This window comes from Subtercola sp. RTI3, assembly GCF_035018625.1.
Taxonomy (GTDB): Bacteria; Actinomycetota; Actinomycetes; order Actinomycetales; family Microbacteriaceae; genus Subtercola; species Subtercola vilae.
In genome coordinates this window covers 41269-59251 of the sequence record NZ_JASJXO010000007.1, presented here as the reverse complement: position 1 = coordinate 59251, position 17983 = coordinate 41269, and the positions used below count along the sequence as shown (strand labels likewise).

The following is a 17983-nucleotide window of genomic DNA, read 5'->3' as shown; positions in this document are numbered from 1 at the left end:
AGGAGGCCTTTTTTTGTTTAGAGCCGTCGGCAGGATTTTCCGTACTCCGGATCTCCGCCGGAAGATTCTGTTCACGCTCGGCATCGTGGCGATCTTTCGCCTCGGGTCGTTCATTCCTGCGCCCTTCGTTGACTTCGGCAACGTGCAGCAGTGCCTCGCAGCCAACCAGAACACGTCGGGTCTCTACGAGCTCGTCAACCTGTTCAGTGGTGGCGCCCTGCTGCAGCTGTCGATCTTCGCGCTCGGCATCATGCCGTACATCACGGCTTCGATCATCGTGCAGTTGCTGCGCGTGGTCATTCCTCACTTCGAAACCCTCTACAAAGAGGGTCAGGCCGGCCAGAGCAAGCTGACGCAGTACACGCGTTACCTCACCATTGCTCTGGGTGTTCTGCAGTCGACCACACTCATCACCGTTGCCCGCAGTGGCGCGCTCTTCGGTACGAGCACCACGACGCAGTGCACGCAGCTCATCTCGAACGACTCGTGGTACGCCATCATGCTGATGGTCGTCACCATGACCGCCGGCACCGGCCTCATCATGTGGATGGGCGAGCTCATCACCGAGCGCGGCATCGGCAACGGCATGTCGCTGCTGATTTTCACCTCGATCGCAGCCCGCTTCCCCGGCTCGCTCAGCGCCATCCAGCAGCAGCAGGGCATCGAGGTGCTGATCGTCGTCATCATCATCGGTATCGCCACAATGGCGCTGGTGGTGTTCGTGGAACAGTCCCAGCGGCGAATACCGGTGCAGTACGCCAAGCGTATGGTCGGCAGGCGAACGTACGGTGGCAACAACACGTACATTCCCATCAAGGTCAACATGGCTGGCGTTGTGCCCGTGATCTTCGCCTCGTCGCTGCTGTACCTGCCGGCGCTCATCGCGCAGTTCAACCAGCCTGCCGCCGGTCAAGAGCCTGCAGCCTGGGTGACGTGGGTCACGAACTACCTCACGAAGGGCGATCACCCGCTCTACATGCTGCTCTACTTCCTGCTCATTGTCGGGTTCACCTACTTCTACGTTGCGATCACCTTCAACCCTGAAGAGGTCGCCGACAACATGAAGAAGTACGGCGGGTTCATCCCGGGCATCCGTGCCGGTCGCCCCACGGCTGAGTACCTCGACTACGTGCTCACTCGCATCACCCTGCCGGGTTCTATCTACCTCGGGTTGATCGCGCTCATACCGCTCGCAGCTTTCTCGCTGATCGGTGCGAACCAGAACTTCCCGTTCGGTGGGGCCTCGATTCTCATCATCGTCGGTGTCGGTCTCGAGACCGTGAAACAGATCGACTCGCAGTTGCAGCAGCGGCACTACGAAGGTCTCCTGCGGTGACGAGGCTTCTGCTCATCGGGCCTCCCGGTGCTGGCAAGGGCACCCAGGCGGTTCGGCTGTCGGAGGCATGTGCTGTTCCGGCCATCTCGACGGGCGACATTTTTCGCTCGAATGTGTCAGAGGGCACGGAGCTCGGTGTGAAAGCGAAGGCGTTCATGGATGCCGGGCGCTATGTTCCCGACACCCTCACGAACGATCTGGTGCGAAGTCGGCTGCACGAGGCCGACGTCGCGGGTGGGTTCCTGCTCGACGGGTACCCCCGTACGGCGGCCCAGGTCGACGAACTCGACGACATCCTCGCAGCCGGCGGCCACTCGCTCGACGTTGTGGTGCTGCTGGTGGCCGACTCCGATGAGATCGTCTCGCGACTGTCGAAACGTGCTCTCGAGCAGGGTCGCAGCGACGATACCGAGGAAGTGATTCGTCACCGCCTCGATGTCTACGAGGAGCAGACGGCCCCGCTCATCGACATCTATTCGAATCGTGGGCTGGTAGTCGAGGTTGACGGGCTGGGCAGCGTCGACGAGGTCACCGCTCGCATCACGGCGGCACTCGACGAGCGCGGTATTGCGCTCGTACTGAACTGAGCTATGGCCTTTCGCAAGTCGTTCTACAAGACGCCGGCTGAACTTCGCCTGATGGTCGAACCCGGGCTCGTCACGCTGGCGTCTCTCGACGCCGTCAGGGCTGCGATTCGCCCGGGCGCGACGACTCTCGATCTCGACGGAATTGCTGGGGCGGCTATCCATGCCCGGGGTGGGGTCTCGAACTTCAAGATGGTGCCGGGGTATCGGCACACCATCTGCGCCTCGGTGAACGACGATGTCGTGCACGGTATCCCGAACTCGAGACCGCTCGAACCCGGCGACATCGTGTCGATCGACTCGGGAGCCGACGTTGGCGGCTGGAGCGGTGACTCCGCGATCACGGTGGTGGTTCCCGACGCGAGCAGGCCCGAGATGGTCGCCGCACGCCAGAACCTGAGCGACGTGACCGAAGGTTCGCTGTGGCACGGCATCGCCCGGCTTGCTGTGGCGCGGTATCTCAATGAGGTCGGTGAGGCCATTGAAGACTTCGTCGAGTCGCAGGGAACCTATGGCATTCTGACCGACTACATCGGTCACGGCATCGGGCGCAGCATGCACGAAGAGCCGCCGGTGTTCAACTACCGGGTTCGTGCGAGGGGCCCTGAGGTGAAGCCAGGTCTGGTGGTGGCGATCGAGCCCATGATCACGGCCGGCACCATCGAGACGATCACCCGAGACGACGACTGGACCGTGGCGACAGCCGACGGCAGTATTGCGTCGCACTGGGAGCACTCCGTAGCGGTGCACCGCGACGGAATCTGGGTGCTGACGGCTGCCGACGGTGGGGCATCCGGTCTCGCCGCATTCGGCATCACACCGGTGCGCCCGGCCTGACGAGGCAGATCAGCCTGACGAGTGGGTTCAGGAGTCCATGAGGTGCACGAGTTCCTCGATGAACGACGTGAACGTGAGTGACCCCTTGATGAGCTGCTGAACGTCGTCGTGATCGGAGAAGACCTCGACGAACTGGTCGAAAATCGTCTGGAACGAGCTGCGGCCGGCGTTGCTGAACGCCACGAGAGCGATGACATTCACCCTGTTCTCGCCCCACGGCACCGGGGTCTCGTTCACGGCGATGGCGATGGCGGTCGAATTTGCCGTCATGAGCATCGAGTGCGGCACCGCCACCGAGTCGGTGAAGGCGGTCGACGACATGCGCTCACGGTCGAGAGCGGCGTCGATGTAGCCCTAATCGACGATGCCCTGCTCGAGCAGGCGTGACCCCAGCTGCTGGATCATGGCGAACTCGTCGGGTGCCTCGAGGTTTCGAACGAACAGTTCTTCGCTGAAGTAGAGCAGCAGGCTGTCTTTCAGCTGCGTGCGCCGCTGAACCCGGCGAACCCGGCTCACCGCTTTGCGCACGTTGTCGATGTCGGTGTCGGTCAGAAACGGCTGAACCAACACGGCGTTGTCGCCGAGCGCGAGGGTCGGCACCGTGGTGATGAGCAGATCGGTGCTGATCGCTGAGCGATCGATGTCGGTTCGCGTGATGATCTTGTCGACCCGCACGTCATCGCCGAGCGCCCGCTCGAGGCACCGCAGCATCATGAGGTGGATGTCGTAGTAGTTCGGAAACACGAGGGTGCACGTGACCATCTCTTCGCGTCGGGCCTGCCGCTCGAGGTGCGATCCCACGTGTAGTGCGATGTACGCGATCTCGTCGTCGTTGATGGTGATCGACTCTTTGCGGGCGATCTCGCTGGCGATGAACACTGCGAGTTCGTAGGTCATCGGGTACGAGCTCTTGATCGAGCGGGTCATGGGGTTTCGCGAGAACGAGCTCACCTTCGCCCGAGCCACGAGGTTGCGCACGTGCAGAGCGAGCCGCACGGTGAACTCATCGTTGTCGAGGTCGATGAGGTACTGCTCGCTGGCCTGCCGGGCGACCTGGCGAATGAACGCGACATCGTCGGTGAGACCGAGTTCGTCGGTCTGCGCGTCGATCGGCAGATCGTGCCCCGGGGTGATGACTCGTGTGGTGAGCAGCAGCACGAGGTGGTCGAGGTCTGCGTCGGGCAGTGACAGTGTGAAGTGGCGGTCGACGAGGGTCAGGATGCCCTCAGCCAGGTCGCCGCGCTCAGGCGCCGTCGCTGATCCCGTCGCTGTCGCCGACTCGAGAAAGCGGTCTTTCGAGATGCGATCGACCGCGATCGCCACATGCAGCAGCACGCTGTCGAGACCGTACTCGTTGACGAAGTAGCCGGCGCCATCGAGCAGCGCTATCAGATCGGTTTTGAACGTCTTCAGGTTCTCAGAGTCGAACGCGGTCTGAATGCTGTCGACTTCGACAAAACCGCGAACGCTCTCTGCCCTGAACAGCCGGCTGATCAGGCCGCGACGACTCTGCTCGCTACCGGCGACCGTGACACGGCTGCCCTGTCGGGCCACGGTGAGGGCCGACTCGTCGAACAGTGTCTTCGCCTTGCGGAGGTCTGCTTCGATGGTCGACTCGCTCACAAAGAGGCTGTCGGCGAGTTCGTGCACATCGAGACCGTCGGCCGCGTCGATGAGCCGCCGAACGATGACGGCCAACCGGTCTTTCGGCGTCTCATTCTCACTGCTCGAAACCGACCCGCGGGCGACAGCACGGGCGGCGACGAACGCCGCATAGGCGGTGCGGTTCAGCCGGTAACCCTCCGCCGACGAACTGATGATGTCGAGCGGTTCGGCAGCCGATTTGGCCGAAGTGACGTACGTTCTGACGCTGCGGGTGGTGACGCCCAGACGGTCGGCAAGCTGGCCCGAGCTGACCCAGCCGTCAGAGCCGGCGAGATAGTCGAGGAGTTGCTGGCGTCGATCAGTCATTGGGGTAACTCTAAGCAGGTTTCCGCGGGTGCGGAAATTTTTGTGGTGGAAGCCCGCGCCCCAAGCGAAGACACTTACATCTGTACAGAGAACTTCGGGTGGCCGAAAGGCAGCCCAGCACGATCGCGCAAGGAGGCGAGAGACGTGAAGAACATTCTTGTCGTGTGCGGCGCCGGAGCGTCGAGCACGTTTCTCGCGCACAGCATGCGCAAAGCCGCCACATCGCGCCACCTCGAGGTCACCATCACTGCCGCCAGCCAAGACGCTCTCGTCTCGAGCCTCGCCGGCATTCACGCACTCCTGGTCGGGCCGCACCTCGCCGCCGACTTCGAAGCGCTTCGCGATACGGCGGCACTGCACGGCGTTCGGGCGGCGCTCCTGCCCGAAACCGTGTTCAGCGCGGGTGGCCAGAACAGTGCCCTCGACCTCGCCGTCTCACTGCTGCTGCCGGCCCCCGCTTCATTCGCCCCTGCCCCGTCAACATTCAAGGAACAGTCATGACCGAACGAACCGCCCTGATCGCCTCTTCGCACGGCCTGCACGCGCGGCCGGCCTCACTCTTCACCCAGGCCGTGGCCAAATCAGGTGCGAAAGTGACCATCGCAAAGGCCGAAGGCAAGGCTGTGAACGCGGCAAGTATTCTGGGCGTCATCTCGCTCGGCATCGAGAACGGTGACACGGTCACCCTCAGCACCGATTCCGCCGAGGCCACCAGCGTGCTCGATGACCTCGTCGGCATGCTCGAGCGCGACCTCGACGCCGAGTAGCGAGCACACCATGTCGACTCACACTCTCACGGCCCGGTTGCACGGCGCCGGCATCGGTCGCGGCCTCGCCGTCGGCCGGGTGCTCCGGATGCCCGATCCTCTGCCAGAACCGGCCACCACTGCCTCGACGCTCACCGCAGCGGCTGAGCTCACCCGGGCATCCACTGCCCTTGCTGCCACCGCCGTCGACATTCGTGACCGTGGTGCTCGGGCCGGCGGCGCCGCGCGTGACGTGCTCGAGGCGCAGGCGTTCATGGCCGAAGACCCCACCCTCGAGGCCGACGTCGAGGCGCGCCTCGAGACCGGTCTCACTGCCGAGCGTGCGGTGCACGAGGCATTCGCGAGTTTTCGCGACCTGCTGCTGAACATGGGCGGCTACATGGGGGAGCGGGCGACCGATCTGAACGATGTGTCGCAGCGCGTCGTCGCGCACCTGCAGGGAGTGAAGGCGCCGGGCATCCCCAACCCCGACTACCCTTTCGTGCTGGTCGCCCGTGATCTCGCACCGGCCGACACGGCACTGCTCGACCTCGACAAGGTGCTGGCACTCATCACGAGTGATGGTGGCCCCACCTCGCACACCGCCATTCTTGCTCGTGACAAGGCCATTGTCGCCGTCGTGGGCGTTTCTGGGGCGCTCGAGCTGGCCGAGGGTGAGACGGTCATCGTCGACGCCTCGACCGGAACCGTCACGAGCGCACCCAGTGCAGACGAAGTGGCGGCGGCAGAGACGACCCGCGCCGAACGCCTCGCCCGGCCGGCCGCGCCGACAGGCGCAGGTGCCTTGGCCGACGGAACGAGCATCCCGCTGCTGGCAAACCTCGGTTCGGCCGACGCAGCGGCTGACGCCGTGGCGAAGGGCGCCGAAGGGGTTGGCCTTTTTCGTACCGAGTTTCTGTTTCTCGATGCGCAGTCGGCGCCGACGGTAGAAGCTCAGCAGGAGCAGTACACCCGTCTGCTCGCTGCGTTCCCCGGCAAGAAGGTCGTCGTCAGGGCGCTCGATGCCGGCGCTGACAAGCCGTTGAGTTTCTTGAACGACTCAGCCGAAGAGAACCCGGCGCTCGGTCTTCGCGGGCTGCGGGCCTTGCGTGCGAACGAGCAGATTCTGCGCGACCAGCTCACAGCCCTCGCCAACGCCGATGCCGAAACCGAGGCTGACCTCTGGGTGATGGCTCCGATGGTGTCGACGGTCGAGGAGACGCGGTACTTCACCGCCCTCGGCCGCGAACTCGGGCTCAAGACGCTCGGCGTGATGGTGGAGGTGCCGTCGGCCGCCCTCCTCGCCGACCGCATCCTCGCCGATGCCGACTTCGCCAGCATCGGTACGAACGACCTCACCCAGTACACGCTCGCCGCAGACCGGTTGCTCGGTTCGGTCGCCGCGCTCCAAGACCCGTGGCACCCTGCGGTTCTCCGCCTGGTGGGCGAGGTCGGCCGCGCCGGCCAGACCCTCGGCAAGCCGGTGGGAGTCTGCGGTGAAGCCGCGGCCGACCCTTTGCTCGCGGTCGTTCTGGTGGGTCTCGGCGTGACCACGCTGTCGATGTCGCCCGCGGCGCTGTCAGATGTACGCGCCGAGCTTCTGCTTCACACCCTTGACGAGGCGAAGGCGTTCGCGCTCACCGCGCTCGCCGCCAATTCGGCCTTCGAAGCCCGAGCTGCGGTACTCGAGGCGCAGGCCGCACAACGTGACACCTAGCGGGGCGCGCGTGTGCGCCCGAGCATCCATCACCCAACCCAGCACCACCAACACTCACAGAGTCAGAAAAGGAGAGAGGCAATGACAACGTTGTCACAACCAGCGGCGGGCAGTGCGCCCGCCACCAAGGGAGGCGGGCGCGTCGCGGTTCAGCGATTCGGCACCTTCCTGAGCGGCATGATCATGCCCAACATCGCGGCATTCATCGCGTGGGGCCTCATCACCGCCGTGTTCATCCAGACCGGCTGGCTTGCCCAGTTCGGCATTCTGGTGCCGGCCATCGGTGGGTTCCCGAGTGCTGACGGCACGCTGAACATCGGGCTCGTCAGCCCGATGATCACGTACCTGCTGCCACTGCTCATCGCCAACACCGGTGGCCGGATGATCTACAGCACCCGAGGCGGCGTGATCGCGGTCATCGCCACCATGGGTGTCATCGTGGGCAGCTCGGTTCCGATGTTCATCGGCGCCATGATCATGGGCCCGCTCGCAGCATGGCTCATGAAGCAGGTCGACAAGCTGTGGGCCGGCAAGATCCGCCCCGGTTTCGAGATGCTCGTCGACAACTTCTCGGGCGGTATTCTCGGTGCCCTGCTGGCCGTCGGTGCGTTCTACCTGATCGCCCCGGTCATCACCGGCCTCAGCAACGCCCTCGAGACCGCAGTGAACTGGCTCGTCAGCGCCGGCCTTCTGCCGCTCGCATCGATACTGGTCGAGCCCGGAAAGGTGCTCTTCCTGAACAACGCCATCAACCACGGCGTGTTCACCCCCCCTGGGCGTGCAGCAGGTGCAGGAGTCGGGCAAGTCGATTCTGTTCCTCATCGAGGCCAACCCCGGCCCCGGCCTCGGCATTCTGACGGCGTTCGCGCTGTTCGGTGTCGGCCTGTCGAAGTCGAGTGCTCCCGGCGCCATCATCATCCAGTTCCTGGGTGGTATTCACGAGATCTACTTCCCGTACGTTCTCATGAAGCCCCTCGTCATCATCGGCGCGATTCTCGGTGGCATGACCGGCGTGTTCGTCAACGTGATCTTTCACACCGGTCTGCGGGCTCCTGCGTCTCCTGGGTCGATCTTCGCCATTCTGATAGAGACGGCACCTGACAGTTACGTGGGCGTCATTCTCTCGGTGATAGCTGCCGCCGCCGTGTCGTTCATCGTCACCGGCATCATTCTGCGGGCCAGCCGCAAGCGCGATCTGGCCAGCGAGAACGCTGGTGACCTGAGCGCCGCCATCGCCCAGACCGAGGCCAATAAGGGCAAGGCGAGCTCCGTGCTCGGCCGCCTGCAGGCCGACGGCCTCGCCGATGAGAAGGATGCCCTTCTGAACGTTGGCACCTACGCCGGTGCCGACACGGTCGAAGAGATTCAGCGCAGCCAGGAGGCACAGGGCCGGGCAGCCGTGCACAACATCGTGTTCGCCTGCGACGCCGGAATGGGCTCGAGCGCTATGGGTGCCTCGGTTCTTCGAAACAAGATCAAGAAGGCCGGCATCGCTGACGTTACTGTGGTGAATAAGGCGATCAGCAACCTGACCGACGACATCGACCTTGTGATCACACACCAGGATCTGACGGCGCGGGCCAGGGAGAAGACGCCGAGTGCAGAGCACTTCTCGGTCGACAACTTCATGTCGAGCCCGAAGTACGACGAGATCGTCGCGCTGCTGCAGCGTCAGAGTGAAACGGAAAAGGCGTAACAAACGCCGGATAGAGGAAGTCACAGTTCTCATGAGCGAAAACGTATTGAGTCTCACGTCGATCAAGATCAACGGAACGGCCAAAACCAAGGATGAGGCGATCGCCGAGGCGAACGATCTACTCCTGGCAGCCGGCGCGGTTTCGGGCGGCTATCTCGCCTCGATGCGTGAGCGCGAAACCTCGGTTTCGACGTACATGGGCAACTACCTGGCTATCCCGCACGGCACGAACGAGGGCAAAGACGAGATTCTCGCGTCAGCGCTCTCGTTCGTGCGGTACTCCAAACCGATCGACTGGAATGGAGAAGAGGTGCGCTTCGTGGTCGGCATCGCCGGCAAAGACGGCGGGCACCTCGACCTGCTCAGCAAGATCGCCATCATCTTCAGCGATGAAGACGAGGTCGAGAAGCTGCTGCACGCGCCGAGCGACGAAGCGATCTACGCGCTGCTGTCGCAGGTGAACGAAGACTGACAACCACCCAAGTAAGGAAGCACCACGTGAAAGCCGTTCATTTCGGAGCAGGAAACATCGGTCGAGGGTTTGTCGGGCTGATCCTGCACAACGCCGCATATGAAGTGGTTTTCGCCGACGTCAACGCGGAGCTGATCGATGCGCTCGCCTCGAGCACCAGTTATCAGGTGTTCGAGGTGGGCATGTCGCCCCGCACGTGGACGGTCGACAACTATCGCGCCCTCAATAGTGCGACACACGAGGCCGAGGTGGTGGCCGAGATCGCCACAGCCGACATCGTGACGACGGCCGTGGGCCCGAACATCCTGCGCTTCGTCGCCCCAGTCATCGGGCGGGCACTGCAGGCGCGCTCGGCTGACCTGCCGCCGCTGCAGGTGATGGCCTGCGAGAATGCCATCAACGCAACGGATGCTCTGCGGGGGCACATCGTGGCCTCGCTCGGTGCCGACGCCTTCGCCGAGGTCGAGGCGAAAGCGATCTTCGCGAACACCGCCGTCGACCGCATCGTTCCCGGTCAGGCTCCGGATGCCGGGCTCGACGTCACCGTTGAGGACTTCTTCGAGTGGGCCATCGAGAGCCCGCCGTTCGGCGGCGCCGTGCCCCAGATCGCCGAAGCTCACTTCGTGCCCGACCTGGCGCCGTATATCGAGCGCAAACTCTTCACCGTGAACACCGGCCACGCAGCGACGGCCTACCTGGGCTACGAGCACGGTGTGGCAACGATCGCCGAAGCAATCAGCGTTCCCGAGATCTTCACTGCCGTGAAGGCGGTCTTGCACGAGACGCGCGATCTGCTCGTCGAGAAGCACGAGTTCGACGAGGCGGTGCAAGAGACGTACCTCGAGAAGAACCTCGCGCGCTTCGCCAACCCGTACCTGCCCGATACGGTCGACAGGGTCGGCCGCGCGCCGCTTCGAAAGCTCAGCCGCACCGAACGCTTCATCGGGCCGGCTTCGCAGCTGGCCGAACGCGGCGTCGAACCCGTAGCGCTGCTCGAAGCCGTGCGTGCTGCACTGCGGTTCGACTTCGCCGGTGACGAAGAGGCCGTCGAGTTGCAGGGCATTCTGGCGACACTGGGCGCCGCCGAGGCGACGGAACGCATCACCGGTCTCGGTGCTGAGCATCCGCTCTTCGAAATGGTACGGCGCGTCGTCGTGTCGGTGCAGTCGAACGCATAAGCGCGGGTAATATACACCCGCTTTTGTGCTAGGCTCGACCTTTGGTGTCTCGGGGCTGTTTCAGCGCGCCGACATCGAACGCACGACCAGCAATCAATTACTTATACGTTAGCGAGTTATGGCAAAAAAAGACGGTGTCATCGAGATCGAGGGCGCAGTGGTCGAGGCTCTTCCCAATGCGATGTTTCGTGTTGAGTTGACCAACGGACACAAAGTTCTTGCCCACATTTCGGGCAAGATGCGACAGCACTACATTCGCATCCTCCCTGAGGACCGCGTGATCGTGGAGCTCAGCCCCTACGACCTCACCCGGGGCCGAATCGTTTATCGCTACAAGTAACGAGCGCTGGAAAGTAACGGCTGGCCGCACACGGCCAGTACGAAGACAGCGATAGGAAAAGAACAATGAAGGTCAACCCCAGCGTCAAGCCGATCTGCGAGCACTGCCGCGTCATTCGTCGCAACGGCAACGTCATGGTCATCTGCAAGTCGAACCCGCGCCACAAGCAGCGCCAGGGCTAAGCAGCAGAAACAAAGGTTTTGAGAAGCGCCTGTCGCTTCTCAAACAGCAAGCACAGATAGCAGGGCCAGAAACTTGGCTGTCTCGCGAGAGGCGGTCGGGGGACACCCGCGGTTGGAGGCCGCGGCACAGGCACTGCTACAGACCTCCACTCACTAACAGGAGCATGCCACCATGGCACGTATTGCAGGAGTAGACATTCCGCGCGAAAAGCGCGTGGAGGTCGCACTTACGTACATCTACGGCGTCGGCCGCACGAGGGCCCTCAAAACCCTCGCCGACACCGAAATCTCGGGCGACGTTCGCGTCAAAGACCTCACTGACGAGCAGCTGCTTGCACTCCGCGAGCACATCGAAGGCGAGTACAAGGTAGAGGGCGACCTCCGCCGCGAGGTTGCAGCAGACATTCGCCGCAAGGTCGAAATCGGCAGCTACCAGGGTATTCGCCACCGTCGCGGCCTTCCGGTTCACGGCCAGCGCACCAAGACCAACGCTCGCACCCGCAAGGGCCCGAAGCGCACCGTTGCAGGCAAGAAGAAGGCCCGATAGCCAACACTTCTGTCGCCCAGGGCCACCGCCCGGGTTTCAGCTGAGGCATCGCCATAAACGTTTTAGGAGAACATCATGGCAGCACCAAAATCGGCCGCTCGTAAGCCGCGTCGTAAAGAGAAGAAGAACGTTCCCGTGGGCCAGGCCCACATCAAGTCGACGTTCAACAACACCATCGTGACCATCACCGACCCGTCGGGCGCAGTGCTGAGCTGGGCTTCGTCAGGAACCGTCGGCTTCAAGGGTTCGCGCAAGTCGACCCCGTTCGCCGCGCAGCTCTCTGCCGAGTCTGCTGCCCGCCAGGCGCAGGAGCAGGGTGTCAAGAAGGTCGACGTCTTCGTCAAGGGCCCCGGCTCGGGCCGCGAGACCGCGATCCGTTCACTTCAGGCCGCTGGCCTCGAGGTGGGTTCGATCAACGACGTCACCCCGCAGGCGCACAACGGTTGCCGCCCGCCCAAGCGTCGCCGCGTATAACCGATTCCTTTCGTGCCCCAGCGGCGTGACGCACTGGTTGCGTCACGCCGCTGAGGCCGTTCACCTTCGAAAACTCAAAACCTCGCAAACGCGGGTGTCATATAGCGGACACCTGGCTGAAAGGAATCAACAGTGCTTATTGCACAGCGTCCAACGCTCACAGAAGAAAACATCTCCGAGTTCCGTTCGCGGTTCGTCATCGAGCCGCTCGAACCCGGCTTCGGTTACACCCTCGGCAACTCCCTTCGTCGCACCCTGCTCTCGTCGATCCCGGGAGCGGCTGTCACGAGCATCCGTCTCGACGGCGTTCTGCACGAGTTCAGCACCATCCCCGGTGTGAAAGAAGACGTCACCGAGATCATCCTGAACATCAAGGGCCTCGTCGTCTCGAGCGAGCACGACGAGCCGATCACGGCCTACCTTCGCAAGCACGCGTCGGGCCAGGTCACGGCCGCCGACATCTCTGCTCCTGCCGGCGTCGAGATCCACAACCCCGAGCTGGTCATCGCCACCCTGAACGACAAGGCGAAGTTCGAGCTCGAGCTCATCATCGAGCGTGGCCGCGGCTACGTCTCGTCGACCCAGAACCGCAGCGAGTTCAGCGAAGCCGGTCAGATTCCGATCGACTCGATCTACTCGCCCGTGCTCAAGGTCACCTACCGCGTCGAGGCAACTCGTGCCGGTGAGCGCACCGACTTCGACCGCCTCGTGGTCGATGTCGAGACCAAGCCGGCCATCACGCCTCGCGACGCGATTGCCTCGGCTGGTCGCACCCTGACCGAGCTGTTTGGTCTGGCGCGCGAGCTCAACACTGCTGCCGAGGGCATCGAGATCGGCCCGGCTCCTGTCGACGCCGTGCTCTCGAGCGAACTCGCCGTGCCGATCGAAGACCTCGATCTGTCGGTTCGTTCGTACAACTGCCTCAAGCGCGAGGGTATCAACACGGTCAGCGAGCTCGTTGCGCTGAGCGAGACCCAGCTCATGAACATCCGTAACTTCGGTCAGAAGTCCGTGGATGAGGTCAAAGACAAGCTCGTTGAGCTTGGTCTGTCGCTGAAAGATACTGTGCCCGGCTTTGACGGTGCACACTTCTACGGCGGCTACGACGACGAGAACATCTAACCCCCACTTGTCTTCGCTTCGGCCCCGGCCGAACTGATTCACGACTCACTCACTGGAGAATACGAAATGCCTACCCCCACTAAAGGGCCCCGCCTCGGCGGCGGGCCGGCGCACGAGCGCCTGCTTCTTGCGAACCTGGCTGCGGCCCTGTTCACGCACAAGAGCATCAAGACCACCGAGACGAAGGCCAAGCGCCTTCGCCCCGTGGCCGAACGCCTGATCACGTTCGCCAAGCGCGGCGACCTGCACGCTCGTCGACGGGTTCTCGCCACCATCGGTGACAAGAGCGTCGTTCACGAGCTCTTCACTGAGATCGCCCCCCTGGTCGCCGAGCGTGAGGGCGGCTACACCCGCATCACGAAGCTCGGTTTCCGCAAGGGTGACAACGCTTCGATGGTGCAGATCGAGCTCGTTCTCGAGCCCGTGACCCCGAAGGTGCGCTCGACCCGTGCAACGAGCTCGGCTGCCGCCGCGCCCGCTGTGTCGGTCGACGAGCCCGTCGTGGCCGAAGCCGACGCCGAAGTGCCCGTTGAAGAGACCGACACGGTCGAGACCAGCGAGCCCATCGCCGACGAGGCGCCCTCAACTGAGGCCGCCGAGGTCGAGGCAGACGCCGCTGAGAAGGCTGACGACGCCAAGTAGCAGCGCCCGAAGCTCATGCTTCACTGAAACCCCGGTAGCCCGTTGTGGCCACCGGGGTTTTTTGTTGCCGCATGAGGCGACGAATGCTCATATAATGAAAGCTCGGGGCCAATCGTGGAGTATCAATGAAAAAACGTAATCCGTTCTCGAGCTATGTCGGCGCGCGCTTCGAGCAGCCCGAGGTAGACCTCGACAGCAGAGACATCGCACTGCTGCGCGAGCTGTCGCGTGACTCGAGACAGTCGCAGCGGGCGCTCAGCCGAAAAGTCGGTATGTCACCCCCGGCCGTGGCGGAGCGCCTGGCACGGTTCGAGCGAACCGGGGTGGTGAAGCAGTATTCGGTCGCCATCGACTGGGAGCGCCTGGGCCTCGGCGTTGTCGCCATCGTCAATCTCACCCTGCGGCCCGCGCAAGACCGCCAGGCGGTGGTCGACGCGCTCACCGCGATGGTCGAACTCGAGCAGCTCACCGTTGTGACGGGCCGATACGACCTCACTGCGCGTTTTCGTATCGCTGACCAGGGCCATCTTCGCGAACTGATTCTCGACCGCATTCCCGAGCTTCCGGGTATCCTGCGAACAGAAACGCTGCTGGGGCTTGGTACTGTCGACACCGACGACTTTGCATGTCGTATTTTCGACACACTTCCGGCCGACGGCGAATCGGTCGCTGTTTGAGAGGTTCAGGGCAGTGCGGGTACGGTTCGATCTGGCGTATGACGGCACCGAGTTCGCCGGGTGGGCACGCCAGCCGGGGCTCCGCACGGTTCAAGGCGAGGTTGAGAAGGCGCTGAAGGCTCTCTACTCGGGGCTCGGCGAGCTGCCCAACATTGTCGTGGCGGGGCGCACTGATGCCGGAGTGCATGCCCGTGGCCAGGTGGCTCACCTCGATCTGACGGCCGAGCAGGCCTCGAAGATCGAGGTGAGCCGCATCGCCCTCAGCGTGAATGGCGTGCTGGGGCGGCGCACCGACATTGTCGTTCGCCAGACCTCGGTGGCCGACGAAGGGTTCGATGCCCGCTTCTCGGCGCTCTGGCGGCACTACGAATACCGCATCGCCGACACGCTGCTTGCTCGAAATCCGCTGACCCGGCACAACACGGCATGGACGACGAAGGTGTTGAATATCGATGCCATGCAGGAGGTCTGCGCCGAACTGCTGGGGCTGCACGACTGGGCAGCTTTCTGCAAGCCGAGGCCGTTCGCCACGACCATCCGCACTCTGCAGTACTTCGAATGGAAGCGGGACGCCGACGGTGTGGTCTCTGCCACTGTGACAGCCGATGCGTTCTGTCACAGCATGGTGCGGGCTCTTGTGGGGGCGTCTGTGGCTGTGGGTGAGGGGCGGCTCGGCGTTGCCGAGGTGGTCGGGCTCCGCGAGGCGCTCGAGCGCACCAGCGCCTTCAAAGTGATGCCGGCTCGAGGGCTGACTCTGATGGAGGTGGGCTACCCCGATGCCGCAGGCCTCGCGCGGCGAGCAGAGGAGACGCGCGCACGCCGCAGCCGCGAGGCCGTCGCCGCCCAGCGACTGGCGAGAGTGGCAGAAATAGGCTAGTCTCGACCTTTGGTGTGCATCAGCAATCTGTGCCGCCCGAAGTTGAGCCCTCCACCGGCACGTTCGCCCGTTTCTTGCGGTGCAGAACCTGCCACGGAGCGGGATTTCACGAACACCTCATTTCGACCAAGAAAGCACTATCACTGTGACGCGTACCTATTCTCCCAAAGTGAGCGAACTCGTTCGCAATTGGGTCATCATCGATGCGACTGACGTCGTGCTGGGCCGCCTTGCGAGCCACGCAGCGATCATCCTTCGCGGCAAGAACAAGCCCACCTTCAGCCCGCACCTCGACGGTGGCGACTTCGTCATCATCATCAACGCCGAGAAGGTCGCACTGACCGGCTCGAAGGCGCTGCAGAAGAAGGCCTACCGCCACTCGGGTTACCCGGGCGGCCTCTCGGCGGTCACCTACGCCGAGCTGTTGGAGAAGAACCCCACCCGCGCCGTCGAAAAGGCGATCCGCGGCATGCTGCCCAAGAACTCGATCGGCCGTTCGCAGCTGACCAAGCTCAAGGTGTACACCGGCACTGAGCACCCTCACGCTGCTCAGCAGCCCGTTCCCTACACGTTCGACCAGGTCGCGCAGTAGCGCTCGCCGGTCACCTCCAACAGACTTTAGACAAAGGATTCGTAACCAAAGTGGCGAAGATTTCAGATCAGATTGACGTAGCTCCCGAGAGCTACTCGACCGAGACCCCCACGGTCGAGGCGCCTCAGGCGACTCGCCCCGTTCTCAGTGTCGGCGGCGCAGCCGTCGGCCGTCGCAAGCAGGCCATCGCCCGCGTGCGCCTCACGCCGGGCTCCGGCTCGATCACGGTGAACAACCGCGAGTTCGAGAACTTCTTTCCGAACAAGCTGCACCAGCAGCTGATCAACGACCCGTTCAAGCTGCTCGACCTGCTCGGCAGCTATGACGTCATCGCCAAGATCTCGGGTGGCGGCCCCTCGGGCCAGGCCGGCGCACTGCGCCTCGGCATCGCTCGTGCCCTCAACGAGATCGACGAAGAGAACAACCGCGCAATCCTGAAGAAGGCCGGCTTCCTGAGCCGCGACGCACGCGTGAAAGAGCGCAAGAAGGCCGGTCTCAAGAAGGCTCGTAAGGCTCCTCAGTTCTCGAAGCGCTAGCAGGCGGGTGGGCCGTGACTTTTGGCACTGCCCGCCGCTTCTCGCGTCTAGACTTCGTCTATGCCTAGCCTTTTCGGCACCGATGGTGTGCGTGGGCTCGCGAACAGAGATGTCACGGCAGATCTGGCCCTTCGCGTAGCCCAGGCCGCCTCAGTGGTGCTCGGAGCCCCAGCACGTGCTGCCGGGCGTCGACCAGTGGCGGTTCTCGCACGAGACCCGCGTACCTCCGGTGATTTCATCGCCGCAGCGGTCGCAGCCGGTTTTGCCAGTTCTGGGGTCGATGTTTACGACGCCGGGGTGATTCCGACCCCCGCTGCTGCGTACCTTGTCGCTGATTTCGACGCCGATTTCGGCTGCATGATCTCGGCCTCGCACAACCCTGCCGCTGACAACGGCATCAAGTTCTTTGCTCGCGCCGGCAAGAAGCTCGACGACGAGATCGAAGAGCAGATCGAAGTCGCGCTGAGCCGGCCCTTCCTCGCGCCGCTCGGCCGAGACGTGGGTCGCATCCGGCGTTTCGCCGACGCAGAAGACCGTTATGTGGTGCACCTTCTCGGCACTCTTCCCCACCCGCTCGACGGCATTCACGTGGTACTCGACTGCGCTCATGGAGCTGCAGCGGGCGTCTCGCCCGAGGTCTTCACTGTGGCCGGTGCGACCGTCACCGTCATGGGCAACGACCCCGACGGCGACAACATCAACGACGGTGTGGGTTCGACCCACATGCAGGCCCTCATCGACACCGTTCTCGAACTCGGGGCCGACGTGGGCATCGCCCATGACGGTGACGCCGACCGCTGCCTCGCTGTCGACCACACGGGTGCCATCATCGACGGTGACCAGATCATGGCCATTCTGGCTACGGCTCTCGATGCGCGAGGTGCGTTGAAAGACCGCACGCTCGTGGCCACGGTCATGAGCAACCTCGGGCTTCGCGTAGCGATGGCCGAGAAGGGCATCCGGATGCTCGAGACAAAGGTGGGCGACCGCTACGTTCTCGAGGCGATCAATGCCAACGGCTACAACCTCGGCGGCGAGCAGTCGGGCCACATCATCTTCGGCGACTACGCCACGACGGGTGACGGTATTCTCACCGGGCTGCAGCTGGTGAGCCACATGGCAGCGACGGGCAAGACCCTTGCCGAACTGGCCTCAGTGATGACGGTGTACCCGCAGACCCTCATCAACGTGCGCGGCGTCGACCGTGATGCGGCGTCGACCGATGAGGTGGTCGCCGAGGCGGTGAAGGTCGCCACCGACGAACTGGGTGAGTCGGGCCGAGTGCTTCTGCGGGCATCCGGAACCGAGCCCTTGGTGCGCGTCATGGTCGAAGCGGCAGACCAGGCCACGGCCGACCGCATCGCCGAGAGGCTCGCTGACGTCGTGCGCACACGCTTGGCGCTGCAGCCCACGGTCTAGTCGGCCGGGCAGTTCGGGTTCGGGTTCCACCCCGACCT

At 63.6% G+C, this 17983-nt stretch carries 21 protein-coding genes and 1 pseudogene; 20 read left to right on the top strand and 2 right to left on the bottom strand.

What is annotated here, in order from left to right; all coding sequences use genetic code 11:
* The first annotated feature begins 13 nt into the window (after window positions 1–13).
* The 3 genes from secY to map are packed head-to-tail and all read left to right on the top strand — an operon-like array spanning window position 14 to window position 2757.
* Window positions 14–1336 (top strand): preprotein translocase subunit SecY, encoded by a 1323-nt coding sequence (gene secY, locus QN358_RS04615; protein ID WP_136641115.1) that lies wholly within the window; start codon window positions 14–16, stop codon window positions 1334–1336.
* A complete protein-coding gene (locus QN358_RS04610; protein WP_136641116.1) occupies window positions 1333–1923 on the top strand; it encodes an adenylate kinase in 591 nt (196 codons plus the stop codon). Before secY ends, QN358_RS04610 begins: the two co-directional genes overlap by 4 nt.
* A gap of 3 nt (window positions 1924–1926) precedes the next feature.
* Window positions 1927–2757 (top strand): type I methionyl aminopeptidase, encoded by an 831-nt coding sequence (gene map / locus QN358_RS04605; protein ID WP_323511727.1) that lies wholly within the window; start codon window positions 1927–1929, stop codon window positions 2755–2757.
* 27 nt (window positions 2758–2784) lie between these two features.
* Here the strand turns inward: map and QN358_RS04600 are convergent, their stop codons facing one another.
* Together QN358_RS04600 and QN358_RS04595 are read right to left on the bottom strand one after the other, a co-directional pair.
* Window positions 2785–3105: a PTS sugar transporter subunit IIA gene (locus QN358_RS04600; RefSeq protein ID WP_323511740.1), complete on the bottom strand. Its 321-nt coding sequence runs from the start codon at window positions 3103–3105 to the stop codon at window positions 2785–2787.
* A 6-nt stretch (window positions 3106–3111) separates the two neighbouring features.
* On the bottom strand, window positions 3112–4728 hold the full coding sequence (locus QN358_RS04595) for a BglG family transcription antiterminator (protein WP_323511726.1): 1617 nt from the start codon (window positions 4726–4728) through the stop codon (window positions 3112–3114).
* A gap of 144 nt (window positions 4729–4872) precedes the next feature.
* Here QN358_RS04595 and QN358_RS04590 point away from each other — a divergent pair, with 144 nt between their 5' ends.
* From QN358_RS04590 to glmM, 17 genes and pseudogenes are all read left to right on the top strand, one after another.
* Window positions 4873–5229 carry a PTS sugar transporter subunit IIB gene (locus tag QN358_RS04590; protein ID WP_323511725.1) on the top strand — a complete coding sequence of 119 codons (357 nt, stop codon included), beginning with the start codon at window positions 4873–4875 and terminating at the stop codon, window positions 5227–5229.
* A complete protein-coding gene (locus tag QN358_RS04585) occupies window positions 5226–5495 on the top strand; it encodes an HPr family phosphocarrier protein (protein ID WP_136641119.1) in 270 nt (89 codons plus the stop codon). The genes QN358_RS04590 and QN358_RS04585 overlap by 4 nt, the downstream gene beginning before the upstream one ends.
* Before the next feature lie 10 nt (window positions 5496–5505).
* Window positions 5506–7191 (top strand): phosphoenolpyruvate--protein phosphotransferase, encoded by a 1686-nt coding sequence (gene ptsP, locus QN358_RS04580; RefSeq protein ID WP_323511724.1) that lies wholly within the window; start codon window positions 5506–5508, stop codon window positions 7189–7191.
* 81 nt (window positions 7192–7272) lie between these two features.
* A pseudogene (locus QN358_RS04575) lies at window positions 7273–8887 on the top strand (PTS mannitol transporter subunit IICB).
* 31 nt (window positions 8888–8918) lie between these two features.
* Window positions 8919–9359: a PTS sugar transporter subunit IIA gene (locus QN358_RS04570; protein WP_136641122.1), complete on the top strand. Its 441-nt coding sequence runs from the start codon at window positions 8919–8921 to the stop codon at window positions 9357–9359.
* 26 nt (window positions 9360–9385) lie between these two features.
* Entirely contained in the window at window positions 9386–10537 is a 1152-nt protein-coding gene (locus tag QN358_RS04565; protein WP_323511723.1) for a mannitol-1-phosphate 5-dehydrogenase, read from the top strand.
* 118 nt (window positions 10538–10655) lie between these two features.
* A complete protein-coding gene (infA, locus tag QN358_RS04560; protein WP_022883252.1) occupies window positions 10656–10877 on the top strand; it encodes a translation initiation factor IF-1 in 222 nt (73 codons plus the stop codon).
* A 65-nt stretch (window positions 10878–10942) separates the two neighbouring features.
* Complete coding sequence (gene rpmJ / locus QN358_RS04555; RefSeq protein WP_104242511.1) at window positions 10943–11059, top strand: 50S ribosomal protein L36; 117 nt, start codon at window positions 10943–10945, stop codon at window positions 11057–11059.
* A 172-nt stretch (window positions 11060–11231) separates the two neighbouring features.
* On the top strand, window positions 11232–11606 hold the full coding sequence (gene rpsM, locus QN358_RS04550; RefSeq protein ID WP_136641124.1) for a 30S ribosomal protein S13: 375 nt from the start codon (window positions 11232–11234) through the stop codon (window positions 11604–11606).
* Between the two features lie 75 nt (window positions 11607–11681).
* Complete coding sequence (rpsK, locus tag QN358_RS04545; protein WP_136641125.1) at window positions 11682–12080, top strand: 30S ribosomal protein S11; 399 nt, start codon at window positions 11682–11684, stop codon at window positions 12078–12080.
* Window positions 12081–12212: 132 nt separating this feature from the next.
* On the top strand, window positions 12213–13202 hold the full coding sequence (locus tag QN358_RS04540) for a DNA-directed RNA polymerase subunit alpha (protein WP_116283869.1): 990 nt from the start codon (window positions 12213–12215) through the stop codon (window positions 13200–13202).
* Between the two features lie 66 nt (window positions 13203–13268).
* Entirely contained in the window at window positions 13269–13844 is a 576-nt protein-coding gene (gene rplQ, locus QN358_RS04535; RefSeq protein WP_136641126.1) for a 50S ribosomal protein L17, read from the top strand.
* A 125-nt stretch (window positions 13845–13969) separates the two neighbouring features.
* Window positions 13970–14521: an Lrp/AsnC family transcriptional regulator gene (locus tag QN358_RS04530; protein ID WP_136641127.1), complete on the top strand. Its 552-nt coding sequence runs from the start codon at window positions 13970–13972 to the stop codon at window positions 14519–14521.
* Between the two features lie 13 nt (window positions 14522–14534).
* Entirely contained in the window at window positions 14535–15398 is an 864-nt protein-coding gene (gene truA, locus QN358_RS04525; RefSeq protein WP_323511722.1) for a tRNA pseudouridine(38-40) synthase TruA, read from the top strand.
* Window positions 15399–15543: 145 nt separating this feature from the next.
* Window positions 15544–15990, top strand: coding sequence for a 50S ribosomal protein L13 (rplM, locus tag QN358_RS04520; RefSeq protein ID WP_136641129.1), 447 nt, complete (start codon window positions 15544–15546; stop codon window positions 15988–15990).
* 50 nt (window positions 15991–16040) lie between these two features.
* On the top strand, window positions 16041–16526 hold the full coding sequence (rpsI, locus tag QN358_RS04515; protein WP_136641130.1) for a 30S ribosomal protein S9: 486 nt from the start codon (window positions 16041–16043) through the stop codon (window positions 16524–16526).
* A gap of 60 nt (window positions 16527–16586) precedes the next feature.
* Complete coding sequence (glmM, locus tag QN358_RS04510) at window positions 16587–17945, top strand: phosphoglucosamine mutase (protein ID WP_136641131.1); 1359 nt, start codon at window positions 16587–16589, stop codon at window positions 17943–17945.
* Window positions 17946–17983: the final 38 nt, after the last annotated feature.